The organism is Streptococcus pneumoniae (genome assembly GCA_040719455.1).
GTDB classification, from domain to species: Bacteria; Bacillota; Bacilli; order Lactobacillales; family Streptococcaceae; genus Streptococcus; species Streptococcus pneumoniae_G.
Genome location: JBFDTN010000001.1, coordinates 159,404 through 178,288 on the forward strand (window position 1 = coordinate 159,404; position 18,885 = coordinate 178,288).

Below are 18,885 nucleotides of genomic sequence, written 5' to 3' on the forward strand. Positions count from 1 at the left end.
TATGGATATAAAATTAGTCGCAACAGATATGGACGGCACCTTCTTAGACAGTAAGGGGCAGTTTGATTTGGAGCGCTTAAAAGATGTACTCGCACGCTTCAAAGAAAAAGACATGCGCTTTGCAGTTGCTAGTGGACGCGGGCTCTTGTCTTTGGAAAAACTCTTTGAAGAGGTGCGAGAGGAGATTATTTTTATTGCTGAAAATGGCAGTGTTGTGGAATATCAAGGTAAGACCTTGTATGAGGCAACCATGCCCAAGGATTTTTACCTAGCGACGTTTGAGAAGCTCAAAGAATGTCCGTATGTGGATGTGAACCAGCTCTTATTAACAGGTAGAAAAGGCTGCTATGTCCTAGAGACGGTTGATCCGACCTATCTAGCTTTTAGCAGACATTACAATGAAAATATTCAGACTGTGGCAAGTTTGGCAGATATTCGTGACGATATTTTCAAATTCACCACGAATTTTACCAAAGAGACGGTAGTAGCTGGGGAAAACTGGGTCAATGAGCATGTGACAGGTGTCAAGGCGATGACGACAGGCTATGCTTCGATTGATATTGTCCTTGAACAGGTGGATAAGGGGGTAGCGATTGTGGCGCTGGCTGATGCGCTAGGCATTTCCTTAGAGCAGGTGATGGCTTTTGGGGATAACCTCAATGATTACCACATGATGCAGGTTGTGGGCAATCCCATTGCCCCTGAAAATGCACGACCAGAGATTTTAGAGCTGGCAAAAGAAGTGATTGGGCACCACGATGCCCAGTCGGTCATGACGTATATGGAGGGATTATGATGGCAGATATTCGATTGATTGCCTTGGATTTAGATGGTACCTTGCTCAATTCAGAGAAAAAGATTTCTGAGCGAAATCTCGCTGCGCTAAGAGCAGCACGAGAAAAAGGTGTGAAGATTGTACTGACAACAGGGCGTCCGCTCAAGGCGATGGAATTTTTCTTGACAGAGTTGGGCTTGGCTGATCAAGAAGATGAGTACACAATCACCTTTAATGGTGGTTTGGTGCAGAGAAATACTGGAGAAATCTTGGATAAGACCGTCTTTTCTTATGATGATGTGGCACGCATTTTTGAAGAGACAGATAAACTAGGTCTGCCTTTAGATGCTATCTCAGACGGTACTGTTTATCAAATCAAGGCTGACCAAGAGTCGCTTTACGGGACTTGCAACCCAACTTTGAATTTTGAATCTGTTGATTTTTCCGACCTTTCAAGTCAACAAACCTATAACAAGTGTGTGACGGCATATACGCCAGAGATTCTTGACGCAGGGATTGAAAAGATTTCGAAAGACTTGTTTGACAAATACGAGATTTTCAAATCACGGGATATTCTCTTAGAATGGTCGCCAAAGAATGTCCATAAGGCAAATGGCTTGGAGAAGTTGATTGCTCATCTAGGACTTGAACGAACTCAAGTCATGGCTTGCGGTGATGAGGCAAATGATTTGTCCATGATTGAGTGGGCAGGGCTAGGTGTTGCCATGGGAAATGCCGTAGAAGAAGTCAGGGCAGTAGCCAAAGTAACAACCCCTATGACCAATGACCAAGATGCCGTGGCTTGGGCGATTGAAGAGTATGTACTAAAGGAGGTGTAGCATGGGCTTATTTGACCGCCTATTTGGCAGAAAAAAAGAAGAACCAGCTGAAGAAGTCTTACCTGAGGAAGTGGTCGCTGAAGAAGCACTTAAAAGCCTAGAAGGAGACATGACTCCGCACAATGAAGAAATCACCAATCAAGACTCGTCTGACAGTATGAAAGAAGTGCCAACAAGTCAGGAATCCTCAGAAATAAGTGAACTAGAAAGTTTGGATGAGCAAGATGGCAATATGACGGAGGAAATTTCTTCTGAACCTGAAATCCTTGCAGACCGCACAGAAAATCAAGACACGCAGCCAAAAACAGACTCTTCTCAAAACTCTGACCTTGAGGATTACTATGCGGATTTACAGGCTCGCATTGCGAAAGCTCGTGTGGAATACGCCTCAAAACCTGCAGTCGTAGAAGAAACAACAGCTGAGCCAGTGCCAGTAGTGGAGGCAGAGTCAGAGACTGTTCAAGACAAGTACGAGCGCAGTTTACGCAAAACTCGCAAAGGATTTGGGGCGAAGCTCAACGCCTTCTTTGCCAATTTTCGAACGGTCGATGAGGAATTCTTTGAGGAGTTGGAAGAACTCCTTATCACCAGTGACGTTGGGGTGCAGGTCGCGTCTACCTTGACCGAAGAATTGCGCTACGAGGCTCGCTTGGAAAATGCCAAAAAACCAGAGGTGCTTCGTCAGGTCATCATTGAAAAGTTGGTCGAGCTCTATGAAAAAGATGGCACTTACAATGAAAAAATTCAGCTAAAAGACGGATTGACAGTCATGCTGTTTGTTGGTGTCAATGGCGTTGGGAAAACGACTTCTATTGGAAAATTAGCTTATAAATACAAGGCAGAAGGCAATAAAGTCATGCTTGTTGCAGCAGATACCTTCCGTGCAGGAGCTGTGGCGCAGTTAGTTGAGTGGGGCAATCGAGTGGGTGTCCCCGTGGTGACAGGTCCTGAGAAATCAGATCCAGCTAGTGTCGTCTATGATGGCATGGAGCGTGCCAAGGAAGAAAATGTGGATATTCTCTTGATTGACACCGCAGGACGCTTGCAAAATAAGGACAATCTCATGGCAGAGTTAGAGAAGATTGGACGGATCATCAAGCGAAGTGATGAGACAGCTCCGCATGAAACCTTCCTCGCACTGGACGCTTCAACAGGACAAAATGCTCTTGTTCAGGCAAAGGAATTTTCAAAAATCACACCGCTCACAGGAATCGTCTTAACCAAGATTGATGGAACTGCGCGTGGGGGTGTTGTTCTTGCAATTCGTGAGGAGTTGGATATTCCTGTCAAGCTCATCGGTTTTGGCGAGAAGATGGATGACATCGGTGAATTTAGCTCAGAAAACTTTATGAAAGGCTTATTAGAAGGTCTAATCTAGCTAGAGAGACTCTCTTTTTCGATATGGAAAAGAGAGTTTTTTGATTTCTTTAGAAAATCATGCAGAAAGTTCCCTCATCATCCGAATTTTTGCTATAATAGACTCATGAAACAAAGAGAAAAACAATCCAATTATGAATTATTAGTCGCTCAATTAGAAGCCTTGTTGGAAGGCGAGACCAATCCCTTGCCAAATTTATCCAATGCAAGTGCGCTTTTAAAACAGGCTCTTCCTAATTCTGTATTTACAGGTTTTTATTTGTATGACGGAGTTGAATTACTACTTGGACCTTTCCAAGGTGGGGTGTCCTGCGTCCATATTCCTCTAGGAAAAGGGGTTTGCGGAGAAGTTGCAGAAAAAGAGGAGACCATGATTGTCCCTGATGTCCGTGAACATGCCAATTATATCGCATGTGACAGTGCAGCCCGTAGTGAAATTGTCGTGCCAATGGTGAAAGATGGTCAGCTCATTGGAGTTTTAGATCTTGATTCCCATGTCGTTGCTGATTATGATGAGCTTGACCAAGCTTACTTGGAACGTTTTGTAGCGATTTTACTTGAGAAAACAAACTGGGACTTTTCAATGTTTGGAGAAAATCGCTAATGTATCAAGCCCTTTATCGCAAGTACCGTAGCCAGACCTTTGGGCAAATGGTGGGGCAAGATGTCATTGCAAGGACCTTAAAGCAGGCTGTGGAGCAGGGCAAGATTAGCCATGCCTATCTCTTTTCAGGACCTCGTGGGACTGGAAAGACCAGTGCAGCAAAGATTTTTGCGAAAGCCATGAACTGCCCTAACCAAGTGGGGGGCGAGCCTTGCAACGAATGTTATATTTGTAAATCCATTACTGAAGGGAGTCTCGAAGATGTCATTGAAATTGATGCCGCTTCTAATAACGGAGTTGATGAAATCCGTGATATTCGTGATAAATCAACCTATGCTCCCAGTATCGCAAAGCACAAGGTCTATATCATTGATGAGGTTCACATGCTCTCCACAGGAGCGTTCAATGCGCTGCTTAAAACTCTTGAAGAGCCAACGGAAAATGTGGTCTTTATCCTTGCTACGACAGAGTTGCATAAGATTCCCGCAACGATTTTGTCGCGCGTGCAACGGTTTGAGTTTAAATCGATTCAAACAAAGGCGATTGAAGAGCATTTGGCTGGTATTTTAAAGAAAGAGAACTTGGCATTTGAGCGAGAAGCTCTGGCTTTGATTGCGAGAAGGGCAGAAGGCGGGATGCGTGATGCCCTCTCCATTTTGGATCAGGCACTGAGCCTTGCACAGGGAGAGAGCTTGAGCGTTGGCATTGCTGAAGAAATGACAGGTTCTATCAGCTTAGGCGCCTTAGACACTTATGTTGCCGCTCTTTTTGCGCATGATACTCAGAAAGCTCTTGAGCAGCTCAATGTCATCTTTGACAGTGGGAAAAATATGGCTCGCTTTGTGACGGATTTGCTTCAGTATCTGAGAGACTTGCTGATTGTCCAGACAGGTGGTGAAAATACTCACATGAGTAGCTTATTTCAGGAAAATCTCTCAGCCCCTCAAGAGCGGATTTTCAGCATGATTGATCAAGCGACTGAAAGTCTGGGAGAGATTAAGGCAAGTTTGCAGCCAAAGATTTATACAGAGATGATGACCATGAAGCTGGCAAAAGAAGCAACTTCTAGTCTTGATTCGACTCATTTGCACGATGAGCTTGCTCAGCTTCGCCAAGAAGTGGCTAGTCTCAAACAGGAATTGTCGCAATTAGCAGCAGGACAAGTGGTGAAGAAACCAGCTCCACTTCCAGCTTCTTCCAAAGCCAGCAAGGGATACCGAGTCGATCGCGCCAAGGTTCATGCTATTTTGCAAGAGGCTGTGGAAAATCCAGACTTGGCTCGGCAAAATCTCATACGCCTACAAGAGTCTTGGGGAGAAATCATCGAGAACTTAGGAGGAGCAGATAAGGCTTTGCTCGTTGGCTCTCTGCCTGTGGCTGCCAATGAACGCCATGCTATCCTAGCCTTTGAGTCTGCCTTTAATGCCGAGCAGACTATGAAACGAGACAATCTCAACACCATGTTTGGCAATCTTCTCAGTCGAGCAGCTGGCTTTTCTCCAGATATCTTAGCCTTGTCTATGGAAGACTGGACTCAGATTCGGGCAGAATTCTCAGCTAAGGCAAGAAGTAAAAAACAAGGTGAGGTGGATACGCCAGAAAAACAGGAAGAAAGTTTGATTCCAGATGGCTTTGAATTTCTTGCCGAAAAAATTACAGTTCAGGAGGATTAGAAGGAGGGGAACTCCTTTGTTAGACAATCAATGAACAAGGGACAAATAATCACAATGGCGATTTTTACAGCTATTGAAACTTATTTTTTCAACCAAGCTATGATGACAGAACGCTATTTGATGGCTGGATTTTGGGGCTTTTTGGTAGCTCGCAATCTCCAAGTCAGCTATGTGATGGGAAAAATCATGATGAGTATCGATCGCCATATTCAAAAGAAGAAATAATGAAGTCGAGGTTGGGACAAAAGTACCCAACTTCTTTATTTTTACAGTTTGAACAGTTTGACGCAGTCTTGTCGCTGGGTTCAATGCATCAGTGGAGCTATTTACGAGAACAGAAAGTTGTGATCAACTTATCCAAAACGTTGATAAATCAATATTCTATGAGAAGGAGCTAGCGAACTTGTCTTCGCTAGCTCTATTTCCAATCTTTCACAATTCTCAATTGTAAAAGCGTCAACTTGTGGGATACTAACAGTCCAGTGGACTCTTAGTACCCGAGCTTGGAAATTCGAAAGCGAGGCTAGTCCAGTGGACTGTTAATACCTGAGCTTGGAAACTCAAAAGCGAGGCTAGTCCAGTGACTGTTCATACCTGAGCTTGGAAACTCAAAAGCGAGGCTAGTCCAGTGACTGTTCATACCTGAGCCTAAAAATTGGAAAGCGAAGACTACAAAATTGATTTCTGCGAAATCACGATTGAGTCCCATTCCCATTTTTTATATAAACTACTGTAATTAATGTTTTTGAAATATCGATAGAGATATATTAGTATTGATACATCGGTAAAAAATGAGTAAAATTATCCAATCATCAGTAGTAATTCTGATTTCATTTTGTTATTATTTGCAGGACAAGTTATGATAGGAAAAAGTGACTTATATCTTTATATAGTCATTTAGTTTTTTTGATTACGTTGTTAACTCGTCTTAGCTAAACAAAGTTCTGTCTATGACCGTTGTCTCGTACTAATCAAAACTAAACAATTATAAAGGCACAGTAGAGCATTTTTCCCATAAAACTGAGTCAGAATAAAAAGAAGGAGGAAAAATGATGTTTTATCGAAAAAAAGATCGTTTTTCAATTCGCAAATTCAAAGTAGGCGTAGGCTCCGTTTTCTTAGGTTCATTTTTATTAGGTACTCCTCAAGTATATGCTGATGATGCAGTAGAAATGAAAGCAGAAACAGAAGTGGTGTCTTCTACGATGGAAGATACAGATAAACCTGTGGCACCAGAAAGTCCAGTGCTATCTAAAGATTCATCTGAGGTATTTTTGACACCGGCAATGTCAGATGATACTATTGTCAAAGTAGCAGAAGTGTCAAGTGTAGATGGTGCTACAACGGACGTAGTAGCTTCTACGTCTGAGGAGAGCGTTTCTCAAAATGCTTCTGTATCAACTGTGACCAGCCCTAAAAAGACAGAGACTCGTCCGACTGGCTCTAGTACAACAGTGAAATCAGAAGTTCCTTCGAATGCATCTAGCACTGAAATACAGAATAAAGAAGAAGTGAACGGTCTTTCCGTTTCGCAAGTAACACCAGATTCAAGCGTAACAGATTCAGACACTAAGGAGCAAGCAAGTCCAGAAGTTTCCGCTCCTAAAGATATGCTAACAGTAGCGAGAACTCAGACTCCAGAGGAAATAACGGCATCTGCTTTGCCTTCTTCAGAATTAAAAGCTAGCTATGATCGCTTGAATGAAGCGACAGATGCTGCTGCGTTAGAATTGATGGCTAAAAAAGCAAGACGCGCACAACAACGAAGCACAACCTTTCCAAATGAAGGTAAAGCCATCCCAACAGGAGCAGGTTTCCGAGCGGATGTGGCAGCATCTCTTTTGACAGAGCCATCAACGATCGTAAGACCAGCTAATACTGTTTTGGATAAAGATGGTTTTGATGTTTTAAAGCGTTTTAGTAATAAACCAGGTATCGTGTATGTGCAAAATGCAGGAACTCGTACAACCAATGATAAGAATATTACAGAGAAACAAAAGAGTGTAACCATTTATGAAGTAGATACTAATACTGGTAAAATGACTCCAGTATCAACCAGTGTTCTTGACGATGGTACTCAAGTCTTAGACCATATTGCAAAATTGCGTGATGAACAAAAGATTAAACCAGGAGATAACGGTAACCCTGCTTATGTACAAATGAATGGTTTAGGCTTATCTCAAGATGGTCGTTATGCATATGCATTTGGCTTCACATCGAATATCAATGAAGAGGATAGAACAACTCTCAATGGTATCTATCGCTATGATATGCAATCAAAAAAGTGGAGTTTAGTAAGTAATGCTTCAAATTGGGATGCAAATTTTGCTCGATTAAAAACCAATTCTTGGACAGCAGGAGCGATTAATCCAGCTGATGGAAAGTATTATTTTGGTACCTATACTCGTCAGTATGACCCTAATTTTTCAACTGTTCAATTTGGAAATACAAACGACTTCACCTCTAAAGTTACAACGGTAAGAGACGCTATCTCTAAAGATGCTTCGTTAACAGACGAACAAAAGAGAGATATGATGGCAGAAAGTATCAAGAAAGGTGGTTTTGAATTTTACTTCCGCCTATTCTCTTACGATCCAGTTACACATAAAGTAAGCGATGTTGGTTACACCAGCACTCATATTGTCGAGACAGGCTCATTTGACTGGACTCAGACGTATTGGTCGAGTCTTGCTCTTGGAAATGATATTGTCTTTGATGCAGAAGGAAATGCTAAAATTACACTGAATCAATTTGGTAAAAAAGAGTTTCAAGTGTTAGATATTTCAAAAGATGAAATAGCTAAAGGAGTAGCTGCGAACAATAAATATACGAACTTGAATTCTACTTTGTCGAAAAAGATAGCCATTACCTTAGCAGACGGTAATGCTCTCCCTGCTGATGCTTGGGCAATGGGAGGAGCTGCTCTTGATAACAATGGGAATTTTTATCTGACTGATTCGCTAAATGTTATCAAGAGTTATTCTGACTTTAGCGGGACGACTTTACCATTTACAAGGAAAGATGACGATAAAAGTCTTAGTGCTTGGGGAGATGCGGCATCGATCTTTGGATCAGTAGGAACTGGTAGTGTTAGACGTGAGTATTATATTGAAAATACAGACACTATTTTAGAGGGACAAGTAGGAACGATTGTCAACGGGAAATTTGTCTCTCAGGATAAAGCAACAACAGGCAAAGAAAATATTGCAGAAAAGTTAGAATATTATAAAGTATATGAATCGTTGAATGTTCCTCAAGCTATTCAAGCTAAAAATGGTGATGTTTACATACTTGTTAAGAATCAAGAAGGTAATGCTACCTTAAAATATGGTTCTGACTTAGAAACTGGTCAAGTTACAAAAGATGAACAGGTTATTAAATATCAATATAAAAAACTAACTGGCGACGTTATCCTTCACTATGTAGATACAGACGGACACGTACTTCAGCCAAACCATCATTTGAAAGATGATGTACCAGTAGGAGAAAAATATGAAGTGACAAAAGGAACTTCAGACTATCCGAATACGATTGAAAAAGATGATATCGTTTACAAAGCTAAAGAAATCTCTGCTGATGGTATTGTCAATAAAGTAAAAGTTGCGACGGAAAATGTTACATTAGAGCAAACTGGTGACGTTATTGCCGGCAAGAAAAATATTGTCTATGTCTACGAACCAACAGGTTCTGTGGTGATTCACTATGTCAATACCAAAGGTGAAATCATCAAAAAAGAAGTCCAAGATAACGTAACCAATGCAACAATCGGTACTGCTTATAATGCGACTGAAAATGGTGAAAAACCAGAGACAATCACCCACGGTGGTAAGACTTACAAAATCAAAGAAACGAATACCACAGGGACAGTAGGTACGACTGCTATCGTAACACCAAATGCGACAAACTTCATTGGGGAAGAAATGAGTACTATTCAAACACCAGGTAAAACGCATGTTATCTATGTGTATGAGGAAGTACCAACAGAACCTTCAACACCAGACAAACAAGCAGCAACTATCACTTACTATGATGTAACAACTGGTGAAAAAGTACAACTTGGCAGTGTGGATAAGGAAAGTGGTGTAGTTGGTGGGAAAGCTGCCTACACAACTACGAAACGTATCAAAGAGTATGAAGACAAAGGTTATGAGCTTGTCAATGATGGTGTGCCAATTCCAATCATCTTTGACAATGAAAAAGACGCTTCAGAAGCTGATCCAACTCAGAAATATGAAGTGCTCTTGAGTCATGCGATTGTGCCAGTTGATCCAGCTAGTCCGAAAGATCCAAATGAGCCAATCAATCCAAAAGATCCAAGTTCACCAAAATGGCCAGTGATTGAAGAAGCTCAAGTGAAACGTACAGCAACACGTACCATTCGCTATCGTTATGCAGATAAACCAGGATTAGATCAAGAAGCAGTCTTTGAAGATGTTGTTCAAACAGTAGAATTCAAACGTGCTGCTAATGTTGATAAAGTGACTGGAAAAGTTGTATCTTATGGTCAATGGGAAGCTGTGGTTGCAGAAATTCCAGAAAAAGCATCACCAACAAAAGAAGGATACATCTTTGATAAAGATGCGCCAAAAGAAACAGCAACCATCTCTGAAGATGGCACTATTTCTGGCATCCATGATCAGTTGATTCTTTACAAGAAAAATGATGTAAAAACAGGTTCAGTCGTTGTTAAATACGAAGACACTGAGGGTCATAAAATTGCTGAAGATGAAGTTGACACACCTGAATCACCAGTAGGAACTAAATATGAAACATACGATCAAATAGAAGAGATCATTACAAAAGACGACAAAGATGTGTACTACCTCAAAGAATTGAAGAAGGGCTCAGCTAATGAATCTGGTGAAGTTGTTGAAGGTGTCACAACTGTTACATATGTATATGAAAAAGCTGGTTTTGTTGAAGTTAAATACGTTGATGAAACTGGTACAGAAATCAAAGCAACCGTAGGTGCGGTTAAATATGCCAAACCAGGTAGCAACTATGATACGACAACTACTACTCTTCGTCCAACAAAAATTACGACACAAGACGGTAAAGTCTATGAATTAGTCTCAGAAGGTTCTTATACTGTTGGATCAGTAGATAGTGTGGGTCACTTAACAAGCACAGATAACGTTGATGGTCGGGTAGAAGCTGGTAAAACAAAATCCATCACCTATGTCTATAAAGAGGTGAAAAACGATGTTCCAACCCCTCCAAAAGCAGCTAATACAGGCTCAGTCGTTGTTCATTATGTCAATACTGAGGGTGAAGTGATTCACGCAGACTACAAAGATACGACAGATGCCCCTGTGGGTACGGAGTATAATGCTGCTGAAACTCAGTTGGAAAAACCTGACTACATTCGTTTTGGTGGTAAGACTTACAAGTATAAGGAATTTACAAATTCAAACCACGTGAATAACAAAGTGATTGTGCCTCGTAGTGATTATGATTTCATTGGGCCAGAAAAATCAACTGTTTCATCAGGAACCACTCATGTGATTTACGTCTATGAAGAAGTGAAAGAGGATGTTCCAACAATTCCAGAGCCGATTAAGACAGGAGCAGTTCTTGTACGTTATGTAGATATTAACGGTGAATCTATTAAAGATCCTGTCTTTGATGAGAAGAATCAGCCAGAAGGAATTGCCTATGATACGACAGACGACAATCGTCCAACCACTGTCTTAGGCAAAGATGGTCAGATTTATGAAATTGTAGGAGCAGGTGAACAAAACGTTGGAATGGTTGACCACCATGGACGACTAACAGCTCCAGCAGGGGGGCAATTCTGGAAGCCATCAGACCCAGAAACTGGACTTGTGGAAGGTGACAAGATTAAGGAAATTACCTACGTCTATAAGCTAAAAGAAGTACCTAAAGCAGAAATCAAGAAAGGCTCCGTCATTGTTCGATATGAAGACACTGAAGGCAATGAGATTAATACCCCTGCTCAAGACACCATAGATGCACCAGTAGGAACTCCTTATGAGACCTTTGATAATAGGCTTGAAGTCATCCATTCTGATAATACAGCAACAAATGCGACAGATGTTTATTATTTGAAAGAAGTGAAGTCAAATTCAGCTTCTGAAACAGGCATAGTGACTGAAGGAACTACGACGGTTACTTACGTCTATGAAAAAGGTGGTTCGGTTGTTGTTAACTATGTTGATGAAAATGGCAAAGAAATTCAGCAGACAAAACGTGTGCTATCAGATGCTAAACCAGGTTCATACTACAATGTGACAACAACAAATATTCGCCCAACACAAATCACAACAGAGGATGGGAAGATTTATGAATTAGTTCCAGCAGGAGAGTATGCTGTTGGTAAGGTCGATAGTATCGGACATTTGACAACAACAGATGCTGTTGAAAGTCATATTGAAGCGAACAAGCTCAAATCAGTTACTTATGTTTACAAACTAAAAGAATCGACAATAACACCTCCAGCAGAAGCTCCTAAGACAGGAACTGTACTTGTGCATTATGTGAATACAAATGGGGATGAAATTCATGCAAAATACTATGACACTATCAATGCCCCTATTGGTACGGAATATAATACTGCCGAGTCAGATGTTGAAAAGCCGAAATTCATCAATTTTGAAGGTAAGACTTATAAGTATAAAGGAACAGAGGAGACTACAAATATCATTAATGGTAAGGTGATTGTTCCTAATACGCTGCAAGACTACATTCGTTCTGAGAAATCAACAGTATTATCAGGAACGGTTCATGTTATTTACGTCTATGAAGAAGTGAAAGAGGAAGTTCCACCAACTCCAGATACCAAGCTTGGTTCGGTTGTTGTTCGTTACGTAGATGAAAATGGTAAAGAAATCAAGGACGAAGTTCCAGATACGATGGATGCGCCAGAAGGTACACGCTACGAAACTTACGACAAGAAAGAAAACATCATTACGACTAAAGAAGGGGATGTTTACTACTTCAAGACGGTGGATGAACAGTCAGCTCCTGAAGCAGGAAATGTGAAAGAGGGTACAACTACTGTCACTTATGTCTATGAAAAAGCTGGAAATGTTGTTGTAAATTACAAGGACAAAGAAGGTAATGCTATTCAAGACCCTGTCAAAGATGAGGAAAACTCTAAGCCAGGTACGCCATACGACACAATGGATAACCGTCCAGAGGAAATTAAGACGAAAGATGGTAAGACCTATAAACGTGTACCAGAGCTTACAGAAGGTGAAGAAACAGGTAAGGTCGTATCAGGTACAACAGAAGTGACCTATGTTTACGAAGAAGTCAAAGGTAAGGTTGTCGTTCACTATATCGATCTTGAAGGTAAGACGATTAAAGACGATGTTGTGGATACACCAGAGACATCAACGGGAGTAGACTACGATACGAAAGACCATAAACCTGCAACCATTACAAAAGATGGTCACGAGTATGAGCTTCTTCCAGCATTGACCCAAGGTCAAGAAACAGGCAAGGTCGTATCAGGTACAACAGAAGTGACGTATGTCTATCGACTTAAAGAAATTCCTCCAACAGTAACGCCTGCTAATAAAGTTGGTTCAGTTGTCATCCAGTATGTTAATACCAAAGGCGAAACAATCGCAACGGATGTGAAGGATACAGTGAATGCTAAAGTGGATACTGACTATGACACAACTGACTACAAGCCAGAGAAGATCTATAAAGATGGTAAGGTTTACCATTATCGAGAAGTAAAAGAGGATTCCGCAGCTGAAACAGGCAAGGTTCAAGAAGGTACACTTACAGTAACCTATGTGTATGAAGAGTATGGTAGCTACATTCCATATGTACCAAATGATCCTAAGAAACCAGATCCAAAGGATCCAAATCCTAAATACGATGAACCAAAAGTTCCGTATGACGATACGCCGAAGGATTCAAAAGATAACCCGCCATTGCCATTTATTCCAGGACATACACCAAAAGCTCCCGATGGTAATCCGTTGAAGCCAAAAGATCCAAATAATCCAATGCGAGGCTACATCCCACCAAGGATCACAGATCCAAACGATCCATCACAGGATACACCAGTGCCGTATGTACCAAATGGCAACTATGTACCACATATCAAAGATCCAGATCCAAATAAACCAAGTGATCCAGATAAAGTACCGTATGATGATACACCGAACGATCCAAAAGATAATCCACCATTGCCATATGTACCAGGATATGAGCCAAAAGATCCGGCAGATCCAACTGGTGAGACACCTCTCAAACCAGTAGATCCAAAAGATCCTATGAAAGGCTACATTCCACCAACCATCACGGATCCAAATGACCCAACAAAGGACACCCCAGTACCGTACAAACCAGTGGGAACCGTAGTGGTTCGTTATGAAGATACTGAAGGTCATAGAATCGCAGATCAGGTGATAGATACACCAACATCTAAGGTAGATACATCCTACGATACAAGGGATCACAAACCAGTTGAAATCACATTTAATGGTGACAAGTACATTCTTGTACCACGTTTAACGAAAGGTGCAGAAGAAGGTAAAGTTGTCAAAGGTGAAACAGTTATCACTTATGTCTATCAAAAAGTGGCAAATTGGATTCCAGAAATCCCAGAAGTACCAAGGGAAAATCGTCCGAAGATTCCATATCCGTTTGATCCAGAGAATCCAGATTCTCCGATTGATCCGACAAAACCAAACGATCCAACTAAACCAGATCAGCCACCGGTGATTCCAGATGTGCCAGACTACATCCCAGTAAATCCGAAGGATCCACATCAGCCGCTCAAGCCTGCTCCGAAAGATCCAAATAGTCCAGATGGCTATATCCCACCAGTTCCAGACAAGCCAGGTAACGATATTTACATTCCGTATGTACCAGCTGGAACAGTGACTATTCACTATGTGGATGAAATGGGCAATTCTGTTCAGGAAGATAGAGTGGATACTCTAAAATCACCAGTTGGAACTAGCTACAATGCTGCTGAAAACGAGATGGAAAAACCAAAAGAAATCACAAAAGATGGTAAAGTCTATGAATTTGTGAAGGTGAAAGAAGATTCTGCTCCTGTTGTTGGTCAAATTAAGCAAGGAAATATGGATGTTACCTATGTGTACAGACTGAAAACAAATCCACCAGTTGAAACCCCAGGTCAATACATTCCATATATTCCAGTAGATCCAACGAATCCAACGGCTCCAAATGATCCAATGACCCCTCCAGTGAATCCTGAAACAGGCAAGGAGATTCCACCGTTGCCTTATGATGAAACACCGGAGGATCCAAGTGATGATCCACGCTTACCAGATGTACCAGACTACATCCCAGTTGATCCGACAGATCCAAGTAAGCCATTGCCAAAAGATCCAAATGGTTGTTATATTCCACCAACACCGACGAATCCAAAAGTGAACACACCGATTCCATATTTGCCTGCTGGAACAGTGATTGTGAAATACAAGGATACAAAAGGTGGTGACATCAAAGATCCGATTGTAGATACCGAAAAATCATTGGTAGGAACAAGCTACGATACGACAGATCATCAAAATCCAAGCAATGAATTGACTAAGCCTGCAGAAATCATTCATCAAGGTGAACGATATATCCTTGTGCCAAGTCTTACACAAGGCCAAGAAAAGGGGATGGTTTCTAAAGGTGAAACTGTGGTAACGTATGTGTATCAAAAAGTGGCAAATTGGATTCCAGTGATTCCAAATGTGCCAGAAAAAGATCGTCCAAGTCTTCCATATCCATTTGATCCAACTCATCCAAATGATCCAGTGGATCCGAAGAAACCTGCTCTACCACCAATTCCTCATGTACCGGGCTACACCCCGCACGATCCAGATGGAAATCCGCTAAAACCAGTGGATCCAAATGATCCAACGAAGGGTTATATTCCTCCAGTACCAAAAGAACTGGAGAAAGATACCTATATTCCATATGTACCAAATGATTCAGGACGTCCAACTCCTCCAGCTCAAGAAATGCCATCAAAACCAGTTCCAGATAAACCGAAGGAACCATCAAAACCAGTTCCAGATAAACCGAAAGAATCTGCAAAACCAATGACACCAGTAAAATCCGCTAAACGGACTAAAGAAATGACTCCAAGCTATATGAAGTCAGAGGCAAAAAGATTGCCAAATACAGGTGAAGCAAACCAAGGTGGAGTGGTATATGGAGCTGCAGCATTGAGCTTGACTGCTCTTCTTGCAGCCATGAAGAAAAAATTTGATAATGAAGAGTAAGTTTTTATAGGAGTGGTACTTATGAAAACAGACAATCATTTTCAAAATCCTCGAACATTTGTATGTAAGCATTGTGGTCGTTTCGTAACGACGATCCAAGGCAGTTTGGATAGACGCCGCAGCTTTTGCAGCCCTATTTGCAATCGCAGGTATTGGCGACATTCAAAGAGGAGAAAAAAGGCTACCAGCAGTATGCAAGCTGATTAGCCCTTCAAACCTACCAGTTAGCTGGTAGGTTTTTTGCGTGTGAGCATATAAAAAATCCAGTTCTACAACTGGACATTTTAGTGGTCAAATTTGACTTCATCAAGGAGGTAATCAATAAAGCGTTCTCCCATCTTGGATAGACTCGCTTTTTCATGTTGGATATAGACGAGCTCAATTGGATCATCAATATCAAGCGGAATTGAGACAATATTGTCTCCGTTTAGGTTGCTATTTAAAATCCCTGTGGCAATGGTGTAGCCATCAAGTCCAATCAAGAGATTAAACAAGGTTGCTCGGTCGCTGACGACGATGGATTTTTTATGGTGTTCTTGGGAGAGGATTTCCTCTGAAAAGTAAAAGGAATTATGAGTTCCTTGGTCGTAGCTTAGATAGGGAAAATTCTCCAAATCAGCTAGTTGAACCCGCTTTTTCTTAGCTAGAGGATTGGTCTTACTTACAAAGATGTGGGGTTGCGCGGTAAAGAGGTGGGTCGCAATCAAGTGATTGTCATCTAGCATTTTAGAGAGGACGTCACGGTTATAGCTGTTTAAAAAGAGCACACCAATCTCACTGCGAAAGTTTTTAACATCATCGATAATTTCCCAAGTGCGGGTCTCGCGCAAGAAAAGTTCGTATTTTTCCATATCGCTTTTTTTGAGCAGGGAGACAAAAGCATTGACCACAAAGGCATAGTGCTGGGAAGAGACGCTAAAGAGTTCACGATTGGCGACAGGATTCTTGTAGCGTTCTTCTAGTAATTGGGTCTGCTCCACCACTTGGCGTGCATAGGAGAGGAACTCCATGCCATCTCGTGTCAGTGTAATCCCCTTAGGATTGCGAATGAAGATATCGATCCCCATTTCGTTTTCCAAATCGCGCACAGCGTTGGACAAGCTCGGCTGGGTAATAAAGAGCTGCTTTGCAGCCTCATTCATACTGCCCGTCTCTACGATTTTAATAATATAATGTAACTGTTGAATTCTCATAGGTTTATTTTACCATAATTAGGATTGACAAAAAAGCATTTTAGGTGTAGAATAGTGAAAATTTAACCTTTAAGAAGGTCCAGAGAGACTTACAAGGTTGAACCAACCCAGTGGGTTGGTTCAAGTTGCAGATCAATCTAGCGAAGCTAGTTCTTTGCCTCCACTGGATGGTTGGAAGTTGCAAACCGAAAAGAATATAGCTCCTGCCTTACATCAGTGGATAGATTGATGGCAATCAAGCTAAGGTAAAGGAGCGCTGCAATTATAGATTCGATTGTGGAGAATTTGAGTGTATATTTGAAGCATGGGGCTTACTGAGTGAGTTTTTCTGGACATGAAGGAGAGGTTAAAACGGAGGTTTTGACCTCTTTTTTATAAGTGAGGGTGACATGACAGAAGAAACTTGTAGACGTCGATTGGGGAAAATCATGTTGGAACAGATGGAGATTATCTCGCAATGTGAGATTGCACCAAGGATTTTCTCCTTGGAGTTGGCTGGTGAAATGGTTTTAGAGATGCAACCTGGGCAGTTCTTGCATATGCGGGTGCCGGATGCATCCAAATTATTGCGCAGACCGATTTCTATCTCAGAGATTGATCGAGTAGGGAAAAAAGCTCGCCTGATTTACCGTGTGGAGGGAGATGGAACGAGGATGTTCTCCCGAATGAAGTCAGGGGATAGAATTGACTGCATGGGGCCTCAAGGAAATGGATTTGATCTTTCAGGCTTGGGCTTTGGAGATAAGGCTTTGATTATCGGAGGTGGGATCGGAGTTCCTCCTTTAGTAGAAGTAGCAAAGGTTCTCCATGAAAGGAAGGTCGAGGTGACGAGTGTTCTTGGGTTTGCAACAGCAAGTAGCGTGATTTTGGAGGAAGAATTGCGCCAATACGGTCGTGTCTTGGTCACGACAGATGATGGAAGTTATGGAATTAAGGGCTATGTATCGCAAATCGTGGATCAGCTGACAGAAGACTTTTCAGCCGTCTATGCCTGTGGAGCACCAGGCATGCTGAGCTATGTCAATCAGACTTTTGAAGAGCATCCAAGAGCCTATATCTCTATGGAAGCCCGCATGGCTTGCGGGATGGGAGCCTGCTATGCTTGTGTTGTTCACATCAAGGATCAGAGTGAGTCAGCCCACAAGCGGGTGTGTGAAGAAGGACCTGTCTTTGAAACAGGGACGATTATTGTCTAGGAGGTAGAAAGATGGAGCGTCGTTTAGCTGTGTCTCTTCCGGGATTAAACTTAAAAAATCCCATTATTCCAGCATCTGGCTGTTTTGGCTTTGGGCAGGAGTATGCCAAATACTATGATTTGGATGTCTTGGGTTCGATTATGATAAAGGCAACCACCCAGTATCCTCGGTTTGGCAATCCTACGCCTCGGGTGGCAGAAACCCCAGCTGGTATGTTGAACGCTATCGGTCTTCAAAATCCAGGAGTTGATGCAGTTTTGGCTGAAAAACTCCCATGGCTGGATAGAGAATACCCTAATCTCCCCATTATTGCGAATGTAGCTGGTTTTTCCAATGAAGAGTATGCCCATGTATCTGGAAAGATTTCTAAAGCTAGAAATGTCAAAGCGATTGAGCTAAATATTTCCTGTCCCAATGTTGACCACGGCAATCAAGGGCTCTTGATTGGGCAGGTGCCTGAGCTGGCGTATGAGGCGGTTAAGGCGAGTGTTGAAGCCTCTTCTGTGCCAGTTTATGTCAAGTTGACGCCTAGTGTTGCCGATATTACCCAAGTCGCAAAAGCTGCTGAAGCAGCAGGAGCAGTTGGATTTACCATGATCAATACGTTAGTAGGCATGCGGTTTGATCTAGCGACTAGAAAGCCGATTTTGGCAAATGGTACTGGGGGCATGAGTGGTCCAGCTGTCTTTCCTGTTGCACTGAAATTGATTCGTCAAGTGGCGCAGGCGAGTGATTTGCCTATTATTGGCATGGGCGGGGTGGATTCGGCAGAAAAGGCGCTTGAGATGTTTATTGCTGGAGCGTCTGCGATTGGGGTTGGAACGGCAAATTTCACCGATCCTTATGTTTGTCCGCAGATCATTGCAGACCTTCCTAAAGTTATGGATACATACGGTATTGGAAGCCTAGAAAGCCTGAGAAAACGAGTCAGGCAGGAGCTGAAAAGCTAGATTTTACTTGACAAATAGCCACAAAATCGTTAGAATGATAGAAATAAAACCT

Annotated in this window: 10 protein-coding genes; 9 read left to right on the plus strand and 1 reads right to left on the minus strand. The window is 41.9% G+C overall.

The genetic code is table 11. The annotated features are described in order from the left end of the window. Position 1: 1 nt before the first annotated feature. The 7 genes from AB1I63_00705 to AB1I63_00735 all read left to right on the plus strand — a co-directional run bounded on the left by AB1I63_00705 (position 2) and on the right by AB1I63_00735 (position 15,494). Positions 2 to 796 carry an HAD family hydrolase gene (locus AB1I63_00705; protein MEW4353415.1) on the plus strand — a complete coding sequence of 265 codons (795 nt, stop codon included), beginning with the start codon at positions 2 to 4 and terminating at the stop codon, positions 794 to 796. Next, on the plus strand, positions 796 to 1,614 hold the full coding sequence (locus tag AB1I63_00710; GenBank protein ID MEW4353416.1) for a Cof-type HAD-IIB family hydrolase: 819 nt from the start codon (positions 796 to 798) through the stop codon (positions 1,612 to 1,614). Before AB1I63_00705 ends, AB1I63_00710 begins: the two co-directional genes overlap by 1 nt. A gap of 1 nt (position 1,615) precedes the next feature. After that, a complete protein-coding gene (gene ftsY / locus AB1I63_00715) occupies positions 1,616 to 2,992 on the plus strand; it encodes a signal recognition particle-docking protein FtsY (GenBank protein MEW4353417.1) in 1,377 nt (458 codons plus the stop codon). A 105-nt stretch (positions 2,993 to 3,097) separates the two neighbouring features. Further along, a complete protein-coding gene (locus AB1I63_00720) occupies positions 3,098 to 3,595 on the plus strand; it encodes a GAF domain-containing protein (GenBank protein ID MEW4353418.1) in 498 nt (165 codons plus the stop codon). Then, positions 3,595 to 5,268, plus strand: coding sequence for a DNA polymerase III subunit gamma/tau (dnaX, locus tag AB1I63_00725; protein MEW4353419.1), 1,674 nt, complete (start codon positions 3,595 to 3,597; stop codon positions 5,266 to 5,268). The genes AB1I63_00720 and dnaX overlap by 1 nt, the downstream gene beginning before the upstream one ends. 30 nt (positions 5,269 to 5,298) lie before the next feature. Then, on the plus strand, positions 5,299 to 5,493 hold the full coding sequence (locus tag AB1I63_00730; protein MEW4353420.1) for a DUF3272 family protein: 195 nt from the start codon (positions 5,299 to 5,301) through the stop codon (positions 5,491 to 5,493). Between the two features lie 824 nt (positions 5,494 to 6,317). Continuing rightward, complete coding sequence (locus tag AB1I63_00735) at positions 6,318 to 15,494, plus strand: MucBP domain-containing protein (GenBank protein MEW4353421.1); 9,177 nt, start codon at positions 6,318 to 6,320, stop codon at positions 15,492 to 15,494. Between the two features lie 284 nt (positions 15,495 to 15,778). On the opposite strand, the gene AB1I63_00740 is transcribed toward AB1I63_00735, so the two are convergent. Further along, positions 15,779 to 16,687, minus strand: coding sequence for a LysR family transcriptional regulator (locus AB1I63_00740; GenBank protein MEW4353422.1), 909 nt, complete (start codon positions 16,685 to 16,687; stop codon positions 15,779 to 15,781). Positions 16,688 to 17,076: 389 nt separating this feature from the next. Here AB1I63_00740 and AB1I63_00745 point away from each other — a divergent pair, with 389 nt between their 5' ends. Beyond that, positions 17,077 to 17,883 carry a dihydroorotate dehydrogenase electron transfer subunit gene (locus AB1I63_00745; protein MEW4353423.1) on the plus strand — a complete coding sequence of 269 codons (807 nt, stop codon included), beginning with the start codon at positions 17,077 to 17,079 and terminating at the stop codon, positions 17,881 to 17,883. Positions 17,884 to 17,894: 11 nt separating this feature from the next. Next, on the plus strand, positions 17,895 to 18,833 hold the full coding sequence (locus AB1I63_00750; protein ID MEW4353424.1) for a dihydroorotate dehydrogenase: 939 nt from the start codon (positions 17,895 to 17,897) through the stop codon (positions 18,831 to 18,833). The last annotated feature ends 52 nt before the right edge of the window (positions 18,834 to 18,885 follow it).

What these genes read in the sequence shown, in the direction of transcription:
- AB1I63_00730 (MEW4353420.1), top strand. Translation starts at nt 5,299, where the DNA reads ATGAACAAGGGACAAATAATCACAATGGCGATTTTTACAGCTATTGAA.
- AB1I63_00740 (MEW4353422.1), bottom strand. Translation starts at nt 16,687, where the DNA reads ATGAGAATTCAACAGTTACATTATATTATTAAAATCGTAGAGACGGGC.
- AB1I63_00705 (MEW4353415.1), top strand. Translation starts at nt 2, where the DNA reads ATGGATATAAAATTAGTCGCAACAGATATGGACGGCACCTTCTTAGAC.
- AB1I63_00735 (MEW4353421.1), top strand. Translation starts at nt 6,318, where the DNA reads ATGATGTTTTATCGAAAAAAAGATCGTTTTTCAATTCGCAAATTCAAA.
- AB1I63_00745 (MEW4353423.1), top strand. Translation starts at nt 17,077, where the DNA reads ATGACAGAAGAAACTTGTAGACGTCGATTGGGGAAAATCATGTTGGAA.
- AB1I63_00720 (MEW4353418.1), top strand. Translation starts at nt 3,098, where the DNA reads ATGAAACAAAGAGAAAAACAATCCAATTATGAATTATTAGTCGCTCAA.
- ftsY (MEW4353417.1), top strand. Translation starts at nt 1,616, where the DNA reads ATGGGCTTATTTGACCGCCTATTTGGCAGAAAAAAAGAAGAACCAGCT.
- dnaX (MEW4353419.1), top strand. Translation starts at nt 3,595, where the DNA reads ATGTATCAAGCCCTTTATCGCAAGTACCGTAGCCAGACCTTTGGGCAA.
- AB1I63_00710 (MEW4353416.1), top strand. Translation starts at nt 796, where the DNA reads ATGGCAGATATTCGATTGATTGCCTTGGATTTAGATGGTACCTTGCTC.
- AB1I63_00750 (MEW4353424.1), top strand. Translation starts at nt 17,895, where the DNA reads ATGGAGCGTCGTTTAGCTGTGTCTCTTCCGGGATTAAACTTAAAAAAT.